14 protein-coding genes are annotated in these 16,659 nt (G+C 62.7%); 3 read left to right on the forward strand and 11 right to left on the reverse strand.

Translation table 11 applies throughout. The features are described 5' to 3' along the window. Window positions 1-44: 44 nt before the first annotated feature. The gene (cls, locus tag SKZ59_RS24855) at window positions 45-1,421 is read right to left on the reverse strand and encodes a cardiolipin synthase (RefSeq protein WP_413774598.1); all 1,377 of its coding nucleotides are present in this window, start codon (window positions 1,419-1,421) and stop codon (window positions 45-47) included. 11 nt (window positions 1,422-1,432) lie between these two features. Beyond that, on the reverse strand, window positions 1,433-3,544 hold the full coding sequence (locus tag SKZ59_RS24860) for a site-specific recombinase (protein WP_319993269.1): 2,112 nt from the start codon (window positions 3,542-3,544) through the stop codon (window positions 1,433-1,435). 320 nt (window positions 3,545-3,864) lie between these two features. On the opposite strand from SKZ59_RS24860, the gene SKZ59_RS24865 reads away from it, so the two are divergent. Further along, window positions 3,865-4,974, forward strand: a complete 1,110-nt coding sequence (locus SKZ59_RS24865) for a porin (RefSeq protein WP_070304107.1) — start codon at window positions 3,865-3,867, stop codon at window positions 4,972-4,974. Here SKZ59_RS24865 and SKZ59_RS24870 read toward each other — a convergent pair. The 3 genes from SKZ59_RS24870 to SKZ59_RS24880 all read right to left on the reverse strand — a co-directional run bounded on the left by SKZ59_RS24870 (window position 4,962) and on the right by SKZ59_RS24880 (window position 7,496). Beyond that, the gene (locus SKZ59_RS24870; protein WP_034759524.1) at window positions 4,962-5,540 is read right to left on the reverse strand and encodes a DUF3617 domain-containing protein; all 579 of its coding nucleotides are present in this window, start codon (window positions 5,538-5,540) and stop codon (window positions 4,962-4,964) included. The two genes, SKZ59_RS24865 and SKZ59_RS24870, sit on opposite strands and share 13 nt — an antisense overlap. Before the next feature lie 67 nt (window positions 5,541-5,607). Next, entirely contained in the window at window positions 5,608-7,155 is a 1,548-nt protein-coding gene (locus SKZ59_RS24875; RefSeq protein ID WP_072456421.1) for a TerC family protein, read from the reverse strand. A gap of 83 nt (window positions 7,156-7,238) precedes the next feature. Continuing rightward, window positions 7,239-7,496, reverse strand: a complete 258-nt coding sequence (locus SKZ59_RS24880) for a hypothetical protein (RefSeq protein WP_034758969.1) — start codon at window positions 7,494-7,496, stop codon at window positions 7,239-7,241. A gap of 294 nt (window positions 7,497-7,790) precedes the next feature. Here SKZ59_RS24880 and SKZ59_RS24885 point away from each other — a divergent pair, with 294 nt between their 5' ends. Next, the gene (locus SKZ59_RS24885; RefSeq protein WP_319993270.1) at window positions 7,791-10,637 is read left to right on the forward strand and encodes a pitrilysin family protein; all 2,847 of its coding nucleotides are present in this window, start codon (window positions 7,791-7,793) and stop codon (window positions 10,635-10,637) included. A gap of 70 nt (window positions 10,638-10,707) precedes the next feature. Here SKZ59_RS24885 and SKZ59_RS24890 read toward each other — a convergent pair whose 3' ends face one another. From SKZ59_RS24890 to SKZ59_RS24905, 4 genes are all read right to left on the reverse strand, one after another. Further along, window positions 10,708-11,343 (reverse strand): OmpA family protein, encoded by a 636-nt coding sequence (locus tag SKZ59_RS24890; protein WP_070304156.1) that lies wholly within the window; start codon window positions 11,341-11,343, stop codon window positions 10,708-10,710. Between the two features lie 211 nt (window positions 11,344-11,554). After that, a complete protein-coding gene (locus SKZ59_RS24895) occupies window positions 11,555-11,701 on the reverse strand; it encodes a lmo0937 family membrane protein (RefSeq protein WP_010396376.1) in 147 nt (48 codons plus the stop codon). A gap of 195 nt (window positions 11,702-11,896) precedes the next feature. Further along, window positions 11,897-12,163 carry a hypothetical protein gene (locus SKZ59_RS24900; RefSeq protein WP_219329640.1) on the reverse strand — a complete coding sequence of 89 codons (267 nt, stop codon included), beginning with the start codon at window positions 12,161-12,163 and terminating at the stop codon, window positions 11,897-11,899. Between the two features lie 165 nt (window positions 12,164-12,328). Further along, complete coding sequence (locus tag SKZ59_RS24905) at window positions 12,329-12,997, reverse strand: glycine zipper 2TM domain-containing protein (protein WP_319993271.1); 669 nt, start codon at window positions 12,995-12,997, stop codon at window positions 12,329-12,331. Window positions 12,998-13,171: 174 nt separating this feature from the next. On the opposite strand from SKZ59_RS24905, the gene SKZ59_RS24910 reads away from it, so the two are divergent. Then, a complete protein-coding gene (locus SKZ59_RS24910) occupies window positions 13,172-13,948 on the forward strand; it encodes a Crp/Fnr family transcriptional regulator (RefSeq protein ID WP_081368341.1) in 777 nt (258 codons plus the stop codon). A gap of 85 nt (window positions 13,949-14,033) precedes the next feature. Here the strand turns inward: SKZ59_RS24910 and SKZ59_RS24915 are convergent, their stop codons facing one another. Both SKZ59_RS24915 and SKZ59_RS24920 read right to left on the reverse strand, forming a co-directional pair. After that, window positions 14,034-14,252, reverse strand: a complete 219-nt coding sequence (locus SKZ59_RS24915; RefSeq protein ID WP_034758955.1) for a glycine zipper 2TM domain-containing protein — start codon at window positions 14,250-14,252, stop codon at window positions 14,034-14,036. 169 nt (window positions 14,253-14,421) lie between these two features. Beyond that, window positions 14,422-16,458: an AsmA family protein gene (locus SKZ59_RS24920; protein ID WP_319993272.1), complete on the reverse strand. Its 2,037-nt coding sequence runs from the start codon at window positions 16,456-16,458 to the stop codon at window positions 14,422-14,424. Window positions 16,459-16,659 lie beyond the last annotated feature (201 nt).

The following is a 16,659-nucleotide window of genomic DNA, read 5'->3' on the forward strand; positions in this document are numbered from 1 at the left end:
ATATAGTGCATATCCATGCAAATATCCAGTTGTCCCATCGGTGCTTACAGCCAGTAATTCATGAAACGCGCCGCCCACTCCTTCATGCGGTCCGAGAGCGGCCGTGTTTCCCATTTCGCCTTGGTGATCTCTTCCGAGTCGCGCAAGTCTTCCTGGAAGGCGTTTTCCATCTCTCGGCCGAAGCTGTCGCCGAGCACGATCACGTTCAGTTCGCTGTTGTGCAGGAAGCTGCGCATGTCGATATTCGTCGAGCCTACCGTTGACCAGGCGCCGTCGATGACGGCTGTCTTGGCGTGCAGCACGGCCAGTTTCAAGTGGAAGATGCGGATGCCGCCGGCCAGCAGCTGGTCGTACAGCGCGTGTCCCGCATGGAACACGAGGCCGCTGTCGGACACGCCGGGCAGCACCACGGTCACGTCCACGCCCCGCTTGGCCGCCGCGATCAGGGCGTCGACCGTCTGCTGGTCTGGCACGAAGTAGGCGGACGTGATGTGGATCGATTTCTTTGCTTCCTGGATGGCCAGGATATATGCCTTGTAGATTTCAAAGCCGCCCTCGGGCTCGCTGGCCACCACGCGCACCAGCTTGTCGCCCACTTCCGACAGCACGGGGAAATAATTGGCGTCAGGCAAGTCGGCCTGGTCTTGCTGGGCCCAGGTGCGGATGAACAGCCACTGGAAGGCGGCCACGGCCGGGCCTTCCACTTTCACGTGGGTATCGCGCCAGCCCACGTCCTTCTTGTCCGTGGGTTTCGATTTCGAGCGGAACAGCGAGCTTTTCGCATAGGTATCGCTGATATTGATGCCGCCCGTAAACGCCATCTTGCCGTCGACGATCAGTACCTTGCGGTGGTCGCGGTTGTTGATCTTCCAGTCGTCGCCCTTGAGCTTGGCGGGATTGACGGGGTTGAAGGCCACCAGGTGGATGCCGGCCGCGCGCATGCGGTCAAAGAACGCTTGCGGCACGCCGATGGTGCCCACGCTGTCGTAGATGATGTTGACCGTCACGCCCGCTTTCTGCTTTTCGATCAGCATGTCGGCAAATTTGAGGCCCAGCGGATCCTGGTCGAAGATATACGTTTCCAGGTTGATGCTGGTCTTCGCTTCGCTGATGGCCTGGAACATGGCGGCCATGGTTTGCGGGCCGTCAAACAGCAGGGTCACCTTGTTGCCCTTGATTAAAGGCACGCCCGTGGCCGCCTCTTCCAGCGCGGCCTGGGTCTTCAAGTCCATGCCGGACTTGGCCCAGCGCTTGTTGAGCAGGGCGGCGCGGCTGTTGACGTTGAGCACGGCGCCCTTGCCCGTGATGACTTTGGGCTTGGCCACCGGCTCCAGGGTGGTATTGAGATTCTTGACATTGGGCAGCGAGGCGCATGCAGCCAGGGTCCAGCACAGCAGTAGGGCGGTGAGACAGGGTTGCATGCGCCGAGCGGTCATTTTTGAGCCTTGTTCGTCAGTGACAGGGTTGCCGACTCGTCAAGCAGTGCCAGCGGTGGCGGGTTTTTCGAGCCGAAGAAGAAGACGATGGGCGAGCGCAGGAAGCGCTTGCCCAGAATCTTCAATAATTGCATGCCGTGCTTGAAGCGCACCTGGCGTGAACGCAGGGCCACCCACAGGGCCAGGCCGAAGCTGACCAGCAGGTTGGCCGTGCCGATGGCGAAGATGCCCGACAGCGACTTGACGGCCAGTTGCCAGCTCATGTTGTGGTCGAGGCCCACCAGGGCCGTGGCGAAGTTGGCGGCCGAGAAGGTGATGTGGCGGATATCGATCGGCAAGCCGATCAAAAAGCCCAGGGTGCCGATGGAGCCCAGCAAGATACCGAAATAGAAGTTACCCATCAGCCCGCCCAGGTTGTTTTCCAGATACAGGCCCAGCCGTTGCAAGCGCTCCTGGCCGATCACCCGGCCCAGGCCGCGCAATTGCGCGATGCGCTGCGCCCAGCGCGTGTACAGGGCCTGGTTGTCATAGTAGCCGGAAATCAGGCCGGCGACGAACAGGCACACGCCGGCGATCATGGCGTAGAAGATGGCGGGGCTGCCGATGGGGTCGATATCGTGCAGCAAGTGCATCGCCTTCTCGGGCGTGACCAGGTTGTGCCCCGTGATCGCCTTGTAGCCGAGCGCGATCAGCCAGGCCGTGGGAATCGCGGTGGCCAGGTTGCCCAGCACGGCCATGTTTTGCGTGCGGAAGACCTTGTTGATCAGTTCGGCCATGCTGTCGAGGTCGATATTCCTGCCATCCTTGCTGTGCAGGCCCGCGGCGATGCGCGAGGCCGTCATAGCCGGTTGCTTGGTGGCCACCGTGAAGTGCAGCAAGTGGATGAACATGAAGCCGATCGAGTAATTCATGCTGAACATGAAGGCTTCGACCAGCGGCGCCGAGCGCAGATACGACATCAGTATCTTGAACAGGGCCATGAAGCCGATGATGATGCCTGCGCCCGCGGATGAGAGGAACATGGCGCCCATCTCGCGGCGGTTTTCCGCGATGTAGTGCTCGCCCGTGCGGCTGGCGTTTTCCGTCACATTGCGCGCCAGCAAGTTGATATTGTCGGAAAACAGGTCGCTGACCTTGTACTTGTGGTTATGCGCGCGTATCAGTTCCAGCGCCAGCCCGACGGCGCCCGCGCGGCGGCGGCTGACGGGCTGCGGGTGCAGCAAGTCTTGCGTGGCGTCGACCGTGATGGCGGCGATGTCCACGTTGTTCGATGCGGGCAATTCGCCGCTCGTGTCGACGAGGAACAGCAGCTTGCGCAGGCGCTCGATGCTTTGCGCCAAGGCCACCAATAGATACGTGAGGGGAATGCTGGTGCCCTGGTACAGCGCCTTCTTGCGGATCTTGGCGATGACGGCGTCGCACTGGTCCAGCATCACCAGCAAATGGCGCGCGTCCTCGATGTGCTCGATCTCGCCGTGCAGCAGGCTGGTGTAGGCGTCCAGGTAGGCGTTCACTTCCGTGTTCTGCACCATGAACGGCGACTGGAACACTTCGATTTCATTGTGGAAACGCGTCAGTTCCGGTTCCAGCCCCATGGCGCAGACGCGGTAGGACAGGGTGCGGATGGCGTCGAGCATGCCGGGCAGCATGATGTTGCCATCGCCGACGGCCAGTTCGATATCGTCGCTGGTCAATACGTCGAACAGTTCCAGCCAGTCCGTGGCCGGCACGTTGCTGATCCACAAATAATCGGTCTTCAGGTACAGCACTTGGTCGAGCGCGTCGTTCAGGTATTCGTCGCCCAAGGCGGGCGGCAGCATGCGGTAGGCGATGCGGCGTTTCAATTCCGTGAAAAAACCGCTGTTCGACAGCACGCCGATATCGGTGTACAGGCTGGCGTGGCGGCGCGCGGCCAGCACGCGCAGCACGTATTCGTGCAGGGCGCGCGCTTGCGCGGGGTTACCTTTGAGTAGCTGGCGCAGGGTGCGCACGTTGGCAATCGCGGTAGCGCTGTCGTGGGAGCGCTTGGGACGCAGTGAGTTGAATAATTCCACCAGCAAGTCGATATTGCTGGAGTTGGGGTCAATGCGTTCGAGGATAGCTAGCATGCAGAAAAAACGGGCGAGCCGCTGTCGGTAAAACCAGTAGTGTACCGCCTGCGTCAGATCGCGCAACGTTCGCCACCGAACATTGCTTTACGGCAGGGCCTGCAATTCACGCCATTTTGCCGCAAATTGCCACCAATCATGGTCAATCTTGCGTGTTGTCAGTGTACGACGCATTTCTTGGGGCTAAGCTGAAGTTTCTGTTGTACAACGCACGGATGGCTGGACAAAAAGCGGGGATAAGGTAACACTGAGATCAGACACACAGCGCATGTCCTGATCAATACCGGGAAGTTTCAACTCACGTTACCGAGATATTTATCATGAAGACCTCGTATTTTGCGCTTGCTGTGATAGGGATGGGGCCTTTCGCGCTGGGCGCGACGGCCCAGGCTGCCGATGGCGCAGGCAGTGCCGCATCCAGTAACGTTGCCGTGTACGGCGTGCTCGACGCGGGCATCGTGGCCGAACGCGGCTGCACCGCCAATTGCGCCGGCGCCAAGGTGTCCGGCGGCGTCGCGTCCGGCTCGCGCCTGGGCGTGCAGGGCCGCGAAGCGCTGGGCAATGACGTCTCCGCCGTGTTTACCCTGGAAGCGGGCATCCAGAATGACACGGGCCAGTCGGAAGAGGGCCGTTTGTTCGGCCGCCAGGCCTACGTGGGCCTCGACAGCCGCCTGGGCGCACTGACTCTGGGGCGCCAGTACAACCTGCAATACCTGACCCTGACCGACGTGGCCGACCCGTTCAAGGGCGGCATGGCCGGCAGCGCCGGCAATCTGGCCGGCTACAGCGTGAAACGCTACGACAATACCGTCAAATACGTCACTCCCGCCTTGCGCGGCGTGACCGCCAGCGCCATCTACAGTTTCGGCGAGTCGCCGTACAGCAGCGCCAACAACCGCGCGTATGGCGCCACCCTCGGCTATTCGTCCGGCGCCGTGAATGTCAGCGTGTCGCACCAGCGCAAGAACAACTTCATCCTCGCCTCCGGCACCTTGCCCGCCATCGACATGTCGGCCCGCAACACCTTGATCGCGGCCAATATCGACCTGAAAGTGGCCACCGCCTTTGCCGCCGTGGGCGTGAACAAAGGCTATGGCAGTTCGCCGTGGGACCCGAACAATGCCTACAGCTCGCTGGCCCTGTCGATGTCGTCGTCGGACAGCCGCGACACCTTGCTGGGCGTGTCCGTGCCCGTGGGCGGCTTCAAGCTGCTGGCCTCGTACGTGCGCAAGGACGACCGCGACCTGGCCGACCGCGATGCCAAGCAGGTGGCCGTCGGCCTCACGTATTCGCTGTCAAAACGCAGCGATTTCTACGCGTCCTACGCGAAGATCCACAACAAGAATGGCGCCCGCTACACGGTGGGCAATGCCAGCGACGCGGGCCGTGGTGACGCCGCCTTCAATATGGGCTTCCGTCACGGTTTCTGACCAGCAGCGCTTGATGGCGCAGGGCACGTTGCTCCCAGCCACTTGCCGTTGCTCGTCACATTCACCTGTTCCGGCGTGCCGCGCGCGCTGGTGGTCACCGCCAGTTGCATGTTGAACGCCTGCTCGCCGCTGAACAAGACCTTGCCTTCGCCGCTCGATTTCGGATTCGCGCACGTAAACGACACCTGCATGCCGCCCGCGATGTCCTTGTTCTTCGAGGTGCAATCGCCGGGCTGGCCCGTGGGAATCTGCTTGCGCGCGGCCATTTCCGGCGTCACGCACGCCGTCACGCGCACGGCGCCGTCTGCGCCCACGGTGGGCATGGCCATGCCGCGGCTGGCCGCCATGCTTTCCAGCTGCTTGCGTTGATCGGGAGGAAGGTTGCCCAGCTGCTGCAACACCATGGACATGGCGTTGTCGGTGGCGGCGTCGGGCGATGCCATCTTGCTGTCGACTTGCCACAGGCCCGGCTTGATGGTGGTGGAGGGCGAGGCGGCCTGGGCGCTGGCCTGGCTGCCCAAGGCGGCGCAAGCCAGCAGACTCAGGCGTAGCAAAGAATGTTTCATGTTGGCGTCTCCAAAAAAGGCAGACCCCAGCATACGGCATGGCAAGCGGGGCACGCTTGCCATTGTGTTACAAACTGTGATCAGGCTCGATGCGGCGCACGTCGACGCTGGCGATGCGGCGCTCGTCGGCCTCGAGGATTTCATAGCGCAGATCGTCGAGTTCCAGCACTTCGCCCACGGCCGGCATGTTCTCGAAATGCGCCAGCAGGAAGCCGGCCAGCGAGTTGTATTCGCCGTCTTCGCTGACCAGGGTTTCCGTCTCGAACACTTGCTCCAGGTAATGCAGGTCCGTCGCGCCGTCGATGCGCCAGTGGCCGGGGCCCAGCACTTCCACGTCGGGCTGCTCGTCCTCGTCGGGGAATTCGCCGGCGATGGCTTCCAGGATGTCGATCGGCGTGAGCACGCCTTGCACCGTGCCGAACTCGTCGACCACCAGCACCAGCTGACCGCGCGAGCGCTTCAGTGTTTCCATGGCTTTCAGCACGCCGGCCGCTTCCGGCACGACGACGGCTTCGCGCATGCTGGCCGGGTCGATCTTGCCGTGCGACACTAGGTCTTCGATCAGGTCCTTGCTGCGCGCGATGCCGACCACATTGTCGAGGTCGTCATTGCAGACAGGAATCATGCTGTGCGGCGTGTCGCGCAGCAGCTGCAGCATCTTGTCGCTGCTGTCGTTCAGGTTGACCCACGACACGTCGCCGCGCGGCGTCATCACGGAGCGGATCGAGCGCTCGGCCAGGGTCAGCACGCCGCTGACCATGTTGCGCTCTTCCACGCCGAAGGCGGAGACGTCGGGCAATTCCTTGACTTCGTGCTCTTCGACGGTTTCGCGGCCCTTGCGTCCGCCCAGCAGGCTCAGCACGGCTTGCGCCGTGCGGTCGCGCAGCGGGGCGTTCGATTGCAGCTTGAGGAAGTTGCGGCGCGCCAGCTGGTTGAAGAACTCGATGACGATGGAGAAACCGATGGCCGCGTACAGATAGCCTTTCGGAATGTGGAAGCCCAGGCCTTCGGCCACCAGCGACAGGCCGATCATCAGCAGGAAGCTCAGGCACAGCACGACGACGGTGGGATGGGCGTTGACGAAGCGCGTCAGCACTTTCGAGGCCAGCATCATGACGACGATGGAAATGACGACGGCCGCCATCATCACGTACAGGTTTTCCACCATGCCGACGGCCGTGATGACAGCGTCGAGCGAAAAGACAGCGTCGAGCACGACGATCTGCGCCACCACGAGGCCGAAGCCGGCGTAGACTTTCGGGCCCGTCTGGGCGTGCGTGACGCCTTCGAGGCGTTCGTGCAGCTCGCTGGTGGCCTTGAACAGCAGGAACAGGCCGCCGAGGAGCAGGATCAGGTCGCGCCCCGAGAACGAGAATGTCCATATGGAAAACAATGGCGTCGTCAGGGTGACCAGCCAGGAAATCAGCGAGAGCAGGCCCAGGCGCATGACGAGGGCCAGGGTCAGGCCCAGCACCCTGGCTTTGTCGCGCTGGTGCGGCGGCAGCTTCTCGGCCAGGATGGCGATGAAAATCAGGTTGTCGATGCCCAGTACGATTTCCAGTACGACCAGCGTCAGCAGGCCGACCCAGATTGTCGGGTCAAATAACCATTCCATGTGTGTAACCTTGTAAAGTCAGTAAGTATCAAGCTTGCCTGGCGGCTGGTGCCCCGGGCGTGATGGGTGCTGCCGTGTTCGTCTCAGTGGCGGACGCGCGGCGGCCGGGTGGCCAGCCGCACGTCCGCTTCGGAAAGTGCGCCCGGTCCCGCTTGCCAAATGATGGCGTAAAACGGTACGGCCTGGCGCGAGCTCGGGTATAGCGTGATGGGATCGTTGTCGCATTCGTTGGCGTCGCAGCTGTCGCCGGGCTGGCCGGCATCGTGGCAATCGGCGGCAGGCGTGGCGGTAACGCCGGCGACATCAAGGTGCTGGAATGGGGAGGGGCTGGCGTAGGCCATGCTGGCGAACGCCTGGGGTAACGCGATGAAAACAAAAAGGCAGAGCAGGACGAGAGCTCGTCTCATATACAGGCAGATAGTTCTGGAACCGTGGAGTATAACACGGGCACATAACAGCTTGATGACAGGGACTTGCGCAAGTGACAAGCATGACGTAAATTGTGAAATGGCAATAATTTCACGTAGTGGCGAAGACGCAGCGCAAGCTCCGTGATCATTCTTGCACTCAGTATGTATTCCATGGCGCTTGCTGTTGCGCCTTGCCCAATCATGTAGTGTTACCAGGACTCTGCCTTGAAACCAATTACCGCCCTCCTGCTTGCCGCCGGCATCCTGTCGCCGTCGTTCATCCTGGCCGCCACCCCCGTTGAAGCGGCGCCGACCCAGAAAACCGGCAAGGCCGCGCCGAATCGCGCCGCCGCCGTCAAGGTCACGTCCGTCGAAGGCATTACCGAATACCGGCTGGCCAATGGCTTGCGCGTGCTGCTGTTCCCCGATGCCAGCAAGCCGACCCTGACCACCAACATCGTCTACCTGGTCGGTTCGCGCCATGAAAACTATGGCGAAACGGGCATGGCCCACTTGCTCGAGCACTTGCTGTTCAAGCCCAGCGCCAACTTCGGCATCAAGAAGGGGACGAAAACCCCGGTTGAGATCCTGAACTCGACGGGTGCCCAGTTCAACGGCACCACCTGGTACGACCGCACCAATTACTACGCCACCTTCCCCGCCAACGACGACAATCTGCGCCAGATGCTGGCCATGGAAGCGGACCGCATGGTCAACGCGGCCATCGACCAGAACGACCTGTGGAATCCGAAGACGCAGAAGGGCGAAATGACGGTCGTGCGCAACGAGTTCGAGATGGGCGAGAGCGACCCGATCGGCGTGACGAGCGAGCGCATCCAGGCCATCGCCTACGACTGGCACAACTATGGCAAGTCGACCATCGGCGCCCGTTCCGACATCGAGCAGGTGAACATTCCCCGCCTGCGCGCGTTTTACCATAAATATTATCAGCCCGATAACGCCGTGCTGATGGTGGCGGGCCGCTTCGATGAGGCGAAGGTCTTGAAGCAGATCAATGAACTGTTCGGCAAGATCCCGAAACCGACGCGCGTGATCGAACCGACCTACACGGCCGAACCGGTGCAGGATGGCGAGCGCGCCGTGACGGTGCGCCGCAGCGGCGGCACGCAGTTCGTCGGCGCCGGCTACCACGTGGCGCCATCCGGCAACCCGGATGCCGTCGCCATCGAGGTGCTCGGCCACGTGCTGACGGATGCACCGGCCGGCCGCCTGCACAAGGCGCTGGTGGAAACCAAGCTGGCCAGCAAGATCGAATACAACTCGGTAAGCAACCTGGAGCCGGGCTACAACCTGTTCGGCGCGCTGGTGCCTGTCGATGGCAACCTCGACGCGGCGCAAGCGGCCATGCTGAAAGTGCTGGAAGACTTGAAGTCGCAGCCGGTCACGGATGCGGAAGTGGCGCGCGTGAAACAGCAGCTGAACAAGCAGGTGGAACTGATCACGTCGAACACGGCGCGCATGACGATCGCCCTGACGGAATCGCTGGCGGCCGGCGACTGGCGTCTGTTCTTCCTGCAGCGCGACCAGCTCGACAAGCTGACGACGGCGCAGGTGCAGGCGGCGGCAGAGAAATACCTGAAGAGCTCGAACCGCACCTTGGGCCGTTTCATCCCTACCGATACGCCGGACCGCACCGTCGTGCCGGCTTACGCCGACGTGGCGCCGCAACTGGCCGGCTACACGAGCCGCGCCGTCGTGGCGCAGGGCGAAGCATTCGACCCGAGTCCCGACAATATCGAATCGCGCACCACGCGCTTCACCTTGCCGAACGGCTTGAAGGGCGCCTTGCTGCCGAAGAAAACCAAGGGCAATACCGTCAGCATCGTGTTGAAATTGCAGATCGGCAGCGAAGAGAGCTTGCGCGGCAAGGGGCAAGTGGGCAGCTACACGGCCAATCTGCTGTCGCGCGGCACGGATAAACTGTCGCGCCAGGAAGTGAAGGACAAGTTCGACCAGCTGGGTACGCAAGTGGCGATTTCGGGCGGCGCCGAGGGCGTTACCGCCATACTGACGGGCAAGCGCGAGAACTTGCCGGCCGCCATGGACCTGCTGGCGCAAGTGCTGCAAAAGCCGGCCCTGAGCGAAACGGAGTTCCTGGAATTGCAGCGCGAGCGCGTCGGCCGCGCGGAGCAGGAATTGCCTGAACCGCAGCCGCTGGCCGTGAACGCCTTCCGCCGCCTGCTCGACGCCACGCCGGAAGGCCATGTGCGCCACGTGGCCACCTTGCCGGCGGAACTGGCGCAATGGAAAGCCATCAAGGTTGCCGATGTGAAAGCCTTCCATGGCGCCTACTATGGCGCCTCGAACGCCACCTTTGCCGCTGTCGGCGACTTCGATCCGGCCGCGCTGAAGGCGCAAGTGGCCAGCCTGTACGGCAGCTGGAAGGCGCAGCAGCCGTATGTGCGCATTCTTGACGCCGTCAAGCCTGTCAGCGGCGAGAAAGTCACACTGGAAACGCCGGACAAGGCCAACAGCGTGCTGTTCGCCATCCAGCCGATTCCCCTCAAGGATGATGCCGCCAGCTATCCGGCCTTGCTGATGGCCAATCACATGCTCGGTGGCGGCGCCTTGCGCAGCCGCCTGGCCGACCGCATCCGCCAGAAGGAAGGCCTGTCGTACGGCGTCGGTTCGCAAGTGAGCATCCCGTCGCGCGAGCCGGCCGGCTACTGGATGGCGTATGCGATCAGCGCGCCGCAAAACACGGTCAAGGTGGAAGCGGCCCTGCGCGAGGAAATCGCCAAGGTGCTGGCCGACGGCTTCACGGAAGCCGAATTGGTTGAAGCGAAGAAAGGCTGGCTGCAATCGGAAGAAGTGGGCCGCACGCAGGACGCTGGCCTGGCGCGTGAATTGGCCGGCTACCTGGCGCAGGACCGCACGATGGCGTACGACAAGGACCTGGAAGCGAAAGTGGCCGCCTTGACCTTGGCGCAAGTGAACCAGGGCCTGCGCGAATACCTGAAGCCATCGGCCGTTTCGGTGGTGGTGGCGGGCGACTTCGCCAAGGTGGCGAAAGAGGGTGAAAGCGGCGCCAAGGCAACGACGTCGAAATAAGCTGTTTTACATGGAAAAAACCCGCCGGCAAGTTACCTTGCCGGCGGGTTTTTTATTGATGCGTGTCAGCTTAGCGTGGGGCAAGCTCGGCTACATAGATTTCCACGCGGCGATTGCGTGCGCGTCCCGATGCATCGGCATTCGAGGCGATCGGCTCGCGGGCGCCGCGGCCTTCCGTCACGACGCGGGTCGGCGAGACGCCGCGCATCGACAGGTAGTCGCGCGTGTGCGCTGCGCGTTCCACCGACAGCGGCTCATTGATGGAATCGCTGCCCGTGCTGTCCGTGTGGCCGATGATGCTGACCGTCGTGTTCGGGTTTTCATTCAGGGTGGCGGCGAAGCGGTCGAGGATGGGGCGGAAGTTGCCCTTGATGTCGGCGCGGTTGGTATCGAAGGAAATGTCGCTCGGGATTTCCATTTTCAGGCGGTTATCGGCCGTTTGCGACACTTGCACACCAGTACCCTGTGTCGCTTGTTCCATCGCGCGCTTCTGGTTTTCCATGCGGTTCGACCAGATATTGCCGACCACGGCGCCAGCTGCGGCACCGATCAGGGCGCCGCCGGCCGTGCGGCCGCTGCTGCCGCCACCGGTGGTGCCGCCGATCAAGGCGCCCAGGCCCGCGCCGATGCCGGCGCCCGTGGCCGTGCCACGCTGCGTCGAGGACATGTCCGCACAGCCGGTGGCGGCCAATGCGATCACCAGCATGCCGATCAGGGATTTGGCGCCAGGGCCTTTTTTGAATGTTTCTTTCATGGATTTTCTCCTTGTTTTGTTATTGGGACATACCCAGGAATTACCTGCACACGTTACTGCAAAATGCCGCGGCGTGCCAGTGCGCACGCACTGTATGCAAAAGGCGGCAAAAAGGCGGCGCCGTTTGCACGCGCGCCGCCCTGTCTGGCCAGTGCGCTGGCCTCTATAAACCGCGCCCGCTGATCAAACGCAGCAGCACCATGATCACGGCGACCACCAGCAGAATGTGAATGAAGCCGCCAATGGTATAGGAAGTTACCAGGCCCAGCAGCCAAAGAATAATGAGTACGACGGCGATTGTATACAGCATGATGTGTCCTCCGAGAGTAATGTGTGGATGACGGCGGCTGCCTTGGCCGGGCGCTGTCATCGGTTTTTGTCATTGCGCGGCGACTGGGTCGCTGAACGCTGATGCCATGACTTATTGTCTACTTTGTTTCTGAAATTTTCTGTACGGTGCCGTACACAAGCCTTATTTACCCAACTTATTCCTGATTTATCCAGCTTATTTGGCCAAATTCCGCTCGCGTAGCGGTGGCGTTTCCTGTTCGCCATCCATGCCCGGTATCCAGGCCAGCATGCCGGCCAGGCCGATGGCGCCGGCCAGGCAGCTGACCATGCCGCCCGTCAGCAACAGCATCACGCCAAACACGGGCGCGCTCGCTTGCACGGGCGCCAGGTCCAGCGCGCAGAAGCCCAGCGCGGTGGCCAATGCGCCGCCACCGATAAAGCCGAGCCAGATCCGGCGGCTGCCTGTCTTGTCGTTTTCCATCGCATCTCCTTGAAGACATCCGTTGAACTTTCTTGAATGCATCATCTCGCGGGACGGCAAACTCATCTGTACGCCAACGAACATTATCAAAAAGAAAACGCCCGGACGGGCCGGGCGTGTGTTGAATTTGCAACTAATCGCGGCAGCGGCGCCGCCGCGGTTCGCTTAGCCCATGGCGCGCAAGCCGCCGTTGACGATGCGCACGCGGTCGCCCTGGCGCCAGTTCGGCGCGGCGCTCTGGTGCACGGTGCGCGTCTTGCCGTTATCGAGGCGCACGACGATGTTGTAGCTGCGCGTGGCGCGCACGCTGCCTTCGATCTGGTTGCCGGCCACGGCGCCGCCAACGGCACCCAGCACGGTAGCCAGTTGCTTGCCATGACCGCCGCCTACCTGGTTGCCCAGCAAGCCGCCGACGACGGCGCCGCCGGCCGCGCCCACGCCGCTGCCTTCGGCGCGCGTATTGACTTCATGGATGGCTTCGATCACGCCGCAATTGCCGCACACTTGCGGCGCCGGGGCTGCTGCGTACTGTTGCTGTGGCTGCTGTGGCTGCTGTTGCGCCTGGCGCACCGGTTGCTGCTGTTGCTGTTGCTGCTGCTGTGGCGGCAGGGCGGCCAGCGGCTGCGCGCCGGCAGGCTGCAGGTTCGCTGGCGGCTGGTTCGCCTGCAGGCTGGCCATCTGCTCGGCCGAGGTGCCCGCTGCCAGCGGCTGGCTATCGCCCTGGGACGAAGGCAGCCAGCCCATCAGGGCCGCCGTGCCGACGCCGCAAAACAGCAGGACGGCGACGGCGGCGGCAAGCACCAGCGGATGGAGGGATTTGGTGGTGGTGGTCATGGAAGGCTCCTTGTTTTTAAAATAATGAAATGGGTAGTGCGTGTTATCCGTGCATGCGGCCAGTGTGCTGTACCGCTTGCCCCGCTTCCGTGCGTCACCGTACATACAGGGACGGTACTGCACCGTAGGCTAGGTAAAAATTATGTCGAGTTGTAACGACACCAAGGAAAAGCAATGCCACTAACGAACGCCAGCACGACCCTGTCCCGCGATACAGGCCGATCCGGCCTGGGGTCGCCCATGGGCGCGCCTGACGCCGGCAACCGCTTGCTGGCCAGCCTGCCCGAGCACGATTTGCGGCACCTAACGGCGCTGTTCGATACCGTCACCGTCGAGGTGGGCGAGGTGCTGTACGAACCTGGCCAGCCTATCGCCCACATCTATTTCCCCGGCGACTGCCTGATCTCGCTGCTGGCCGTGGCGGAAGGCCGCATGACCCTGGAAGTGGGCTCCGTCGGCCGCGAAGGCGTCCTGGGCGCTTCCGTCGCGCTCGGTCATGACCTGGCGCAAGTGCGCGCAGTCGTGCAACGTTCCGGCACGGCCAGCCGCATCGCGCGGGCCGATTTCTGCGCCGAGTTCGCCCAGCTCGAGTCCCTGCAGCGTTTGCTGTACCGCTACACGGACACCCTGCTGGCACAAGCCATCCAGATTGCCGTGTGCAGCCGCTTCCACGTGCTCGAGGCGCGCCTGGCCCGTTCGCTGCTGATCACGCGCGACCGCTTGCAGTCCGAAAAATTTCACCTCACGCATGAATTCCTCGCCCATACCCTCGGTGTGCGGCGGGTCGGTGTGACCAAGGCGGCCAGTGCGCTGCAACAGCAAAAACTCATCACTTACAGCCGCGGCAATATCGAGATCCTCGATTCGGCTGGCCTGGAAGCCGTTTCCTGCCGCTGCTACGAGCTGGTCAAGGACAGCGGCACCATCGGCATGGCCAACGTCTTCGTCTGATTCCTGTTTTTTTTAAAGCTTATACCGCAGACGCAAAAAAGCGGGGCGGGCGCCTGGGCACCCACCCCGCTTTTTTCATCATCGATTACTTCGGCTTGACCTGGTTACCGATCACGCCGCCGACAGCGGCGCCGCCGACTGCGCCGACAGCGCTACCGCCCGTCAGCACGGAACCGGCAACGGCGCCGACGCCGGCGCCGATGGCCGTGTTTTTATCCTGACCGGACATGTTGGCGCAAGCCGTCAGGCTCAGCAGAAGGGCAGCAACGGAAGTGGTAGCGGCGATTTTTTTAATGATTTGCATGATAGTTCTCCTATGAATTCGGACCTCGTGGCGCCGGCATGGTATGGGCCGGATGACTTCGTGACGCCGTGTGTTTCAGGCACGATCACAGGATAGGATTGCGACAAGGCAGGGTCTGTTCGGCAACGCACATAGGTGTGTAACAATTGTAAAGGCACCCACACCCCGTTCAGCGCACCTTGCGTACGGCTTTCCCCGGCTTGGGGGCGACTGGCTTGACGCGCGCCTGGGCCAGCAGTGCCGCACATTCGCTATCCTCGACGGGACCGGCATTGACCAGCGGCAGCAGCGCCGCCACGGGCGCCACCACGGCCAGCGCCAGGGCGCCACCGGCGCGCAGGGCCAGCACGCCCTTGTCGACGCTCACGTCGGGTTTGCTGAAAGTGCCATGCACATACAGGGGCGAGCGCAGCGAAAAGACGCGCAAGCCCTTGCTGTCCGGCCGCAGGGTCAGGTCCAGCCGTTCATCGGCCAGGTTCACCGTGCCGTCGATATTCAGGACGGCGTCATCCGTGTCGACGATGAACTGCCGCGTGCGCATCAGTCCCTTGGTGACGGCGAAATCGGCGGCCATGCAGTTCAGCTTGACCTGCTTGTCGCCAGACAGTTTGGCCAGCACGACGCTGCCGATATTCAAGCCCATTTCTTCCAGCAGCAGCTTGCTGATGCTGCCCCGATTGATCAGCGCGCGCACTTCGCCGTTCGAGCTGCCCAGCAGGGTGGCGACGGAATTGCCCGTGGCCGACAGCGAAGCGTCGCCATTGATTTCGCCCACGCTGGCCTGCAGGGCGGGCAGGCGGGGGAACAGTTGCTGGATGTGCAGATGGCGCGCGCTGGCCTTGAGTTCGGCGGCGATGCCGTTGGCGATGACCTTGCCGCTGCCGTCGAGCTTGATCTGCGACGTCAGGGTGCCGCCCGCCACGTTGAAGTTGAGCGGTGTCAAGGACAGCACGCCATCCGTCAGCACCACATGCGTGTCGAGCTTGCTGATCGGCAGCTCGGCGTCGCGCGTGATCTTGTCGGCCGTGTAGCGCACGTCGGCGTCCAGGCTGGTCCAACGCTCTGTCTTGAACGTTTCCACCGGCAGCACGCGGCCGGCCGGCTGCGTCGAGGCCACGCCCCGTTCCTTCTTGCTGGCGCTGGAATCGGCGCCCACCAGCGGACCCAGGTCGGAAAATTGCAGCAGGCGCGAGTGGACTTCGCCCGTCAGGCGCTTGCGCGGCGTGCTGGCGGAAAAAGCCAGCTTGCCGCTGATGTCGCTTGACCCTACCTTGCCGTTGAACTTGTCGTATACCCACTCGCCGCCGCGCGGCGCCAGGGTGCCCGTCAAATGGCCTTCCGTGCTGAAGTGCGGCGTTTCCGGCAGCAGCACGCCCGTCAAGGGATACAGGCGCGCCATGCTGGGGCCGGACAGCTTCAGGCGCACGTCGAGCGCGGCCAGGTTCGCCGGACGCGTGAGCGTGCCTTCGATGGCCATGCTGTTGCCGCCCGCGCGCATGTCGGCCTGGATGGGGAAGGGCGTGCCTTGCTGCTGCAGCGACAGTACGCCGCCCGCCTTGCCGCCGCCCTTGACGGTTTCGCCACGGTATTTGCCGGACAGCGTCCAGGCGATGCCGTAGCGCGCGTCGCCCGCAATGGTGTCGACATCGGCGCGCATGGCCGTTTTGCTGACGCCATCATCCAGGGTCACGGTGCCCTTGCTGAAGACTACGCTTTGCAATTCCAGCTGCCACGGCGACGGCTGTTCCTGCTTGTCGAAGGTCCAGTTGTTCTTGCCGTCCTTGTTGCGCAGCAAGCGCACCTGCGGCGTGTCGAAGCGCAATTGCGGGATGATGATTTTCTTGTCCAGCAGGGCCAGCGGATTGAGCGAGAACGCCAGCTGGCTGACGCTGGCCAGCTGCGCTTCGTCATCCGTCCCAGCCATGGTGCTCGGGTTGCCCAGGCGCACATCCTTGGCCTGCAGGTGCGGCCATGGCAAATAGTCGCGCCAGCCTTGTTTCCCTCCAGCCGTCGGCTGCTGCCACGTCAGCGCCAGGTCGCCCTCGATGGCAAACGGCCGGCCCAGCGCTTCGCTGGCGCGCGCATTGAGCCAGGGCTTGGCACGGTTCCAGTCCATGTTCAGCAGGACGATGGAAGCCGTGACGGGCAGGGCGATGAGCACGGCGGTGCTGGCGAGGGCGATTTTCTGACGGCGGGAGAGCGGCATGAGCGGATTCTTTCTGAACAAGTAGTCGCGATGCTACAGGAATCGTCCTAAGGCCGGGGCTGTTTCAGGTTTTACTATCGGGCACGTGCGCTAGCGCACGTTGCCCATGCAAGTATTGTCGATTTCCTACCCTATGTGCGGCACCGAACGGATATGCGGGGAGCCGGAGCCTATAACGTCTACATCAAACGCCGTTCCTGA

The sequence above is a fragment of the Janthinobacterium sp. GMG2 genome (genome assembly GCF_033949445.1).
GTDB classification, from domain to species: domain Bacteria; phylum Pseudomonadota; class Gammaproteobacteria; order Burkholderiales; family Burkholderiaceae_D; genus Janthinobacterium; species Janthinobacterium aestuarii.

What these genes read in the sequence shown, in the direction of transcription:
- SKZ59_RS24910 (WP_081368341.1), top strand. Translation starts at nt 13,172, where the DNA reads ATGCCACTAACGAACGCCAGCACGACCCTGTCCCGCGATACAGGCCGA.
- SKZ59_RS24865 (WP_070304107.1), top strand. Translation starts at nt 3,865, where the DNA reads ATGAAGACCTCGTATTTTGCGCTTGCTGTGATAGGGATGGGGCCTTTC.
- cls (WP_413774598.1), bottom strand. Translation starts at nt 1,421, where the DNA reads ATGCAACCCTGTCTCACCGCCCTACTGCTGTGCTGGACCCTGGCTGCA.
- SKZ59_RS24880 (WP_034758969.1), bottom strand. Translation starts at nt 7,496, where the DNA reads ATGGCCTACGCCAGCCCCTCCCCATTCCAGCACCTTGATGTCGCCGGC.
- SKZ59_RS24860 (WP_319993269.1), bottom strand. Translation starts at nt 3,544, where the DNA reads ATGCTAGCTATCCTCGAACGCATTGACCCCAACTCCAGCAATATCGAC.
- SKZ59_RS24900 (WP_219329640.1), bottom strand. Translation starts at nt 12,163, where the DNA reads ATGGAAAACGACAAGACAGGCAGCCGCCGGATCTGGCTCGGCTTTATC.
- SKZ59_RS24890 (WP_070304156.1), bottom strand. Translation starts at nt 11,343, where the DNA reads ATGCTGGTGATCGCATTGGCCGCCACCGGCTGTGCGGACATGTCCTCG.
- SKZ59_RS24920 (WP_319993272.1), bottom strand. Translation starts at nt 16,458, where the DNA reads ATGCCGCTCTCCCGCCGTCAGAAAATCGCCCTCGCCAGCACCGCCGTG.
- SKZ59_RS24915 (WP_034758955.1), bottom strand. Translation starts at nt 14,252, where the DNA reads ATGCAAATCATTAAAAAAATCGCCGCTACCACTTCCGTTGCTGCCCTT.
- SKZ59_RS24870 (WP_034759524.1), bottom strand. Translation starts at nt 5,540, where the DNA reads ATGAAACATTCTTTGCTACGCCTGAGTCTGCTGGCTTGCGCCGCCTTG.
- SKZ59_RS24895 (WP_010396376.1), bottom strand. Translation starts at nt 11,701, where the DNA reads ATGCTGTATACAATCGCCGTCGTACTCATTATTCTTTGGCTGCTGGGC.
- SKZ59_RS24905 (WP_319993271.1), bottom strand. Translation starts at nt 12,997, where the DNA reads ATGACCACCACCACCAAATCCCTCCATCCGCTGGTGCTTGCCGCCGCC.
- SKZ59_RS24875 (WP_072456421.1), bottom strand. Translation starts at nt 7,155, where the DNA reads ATGGAATGGTTATTTGACCCGACAATCTGGGTCGGCCTGCTGACGCTG.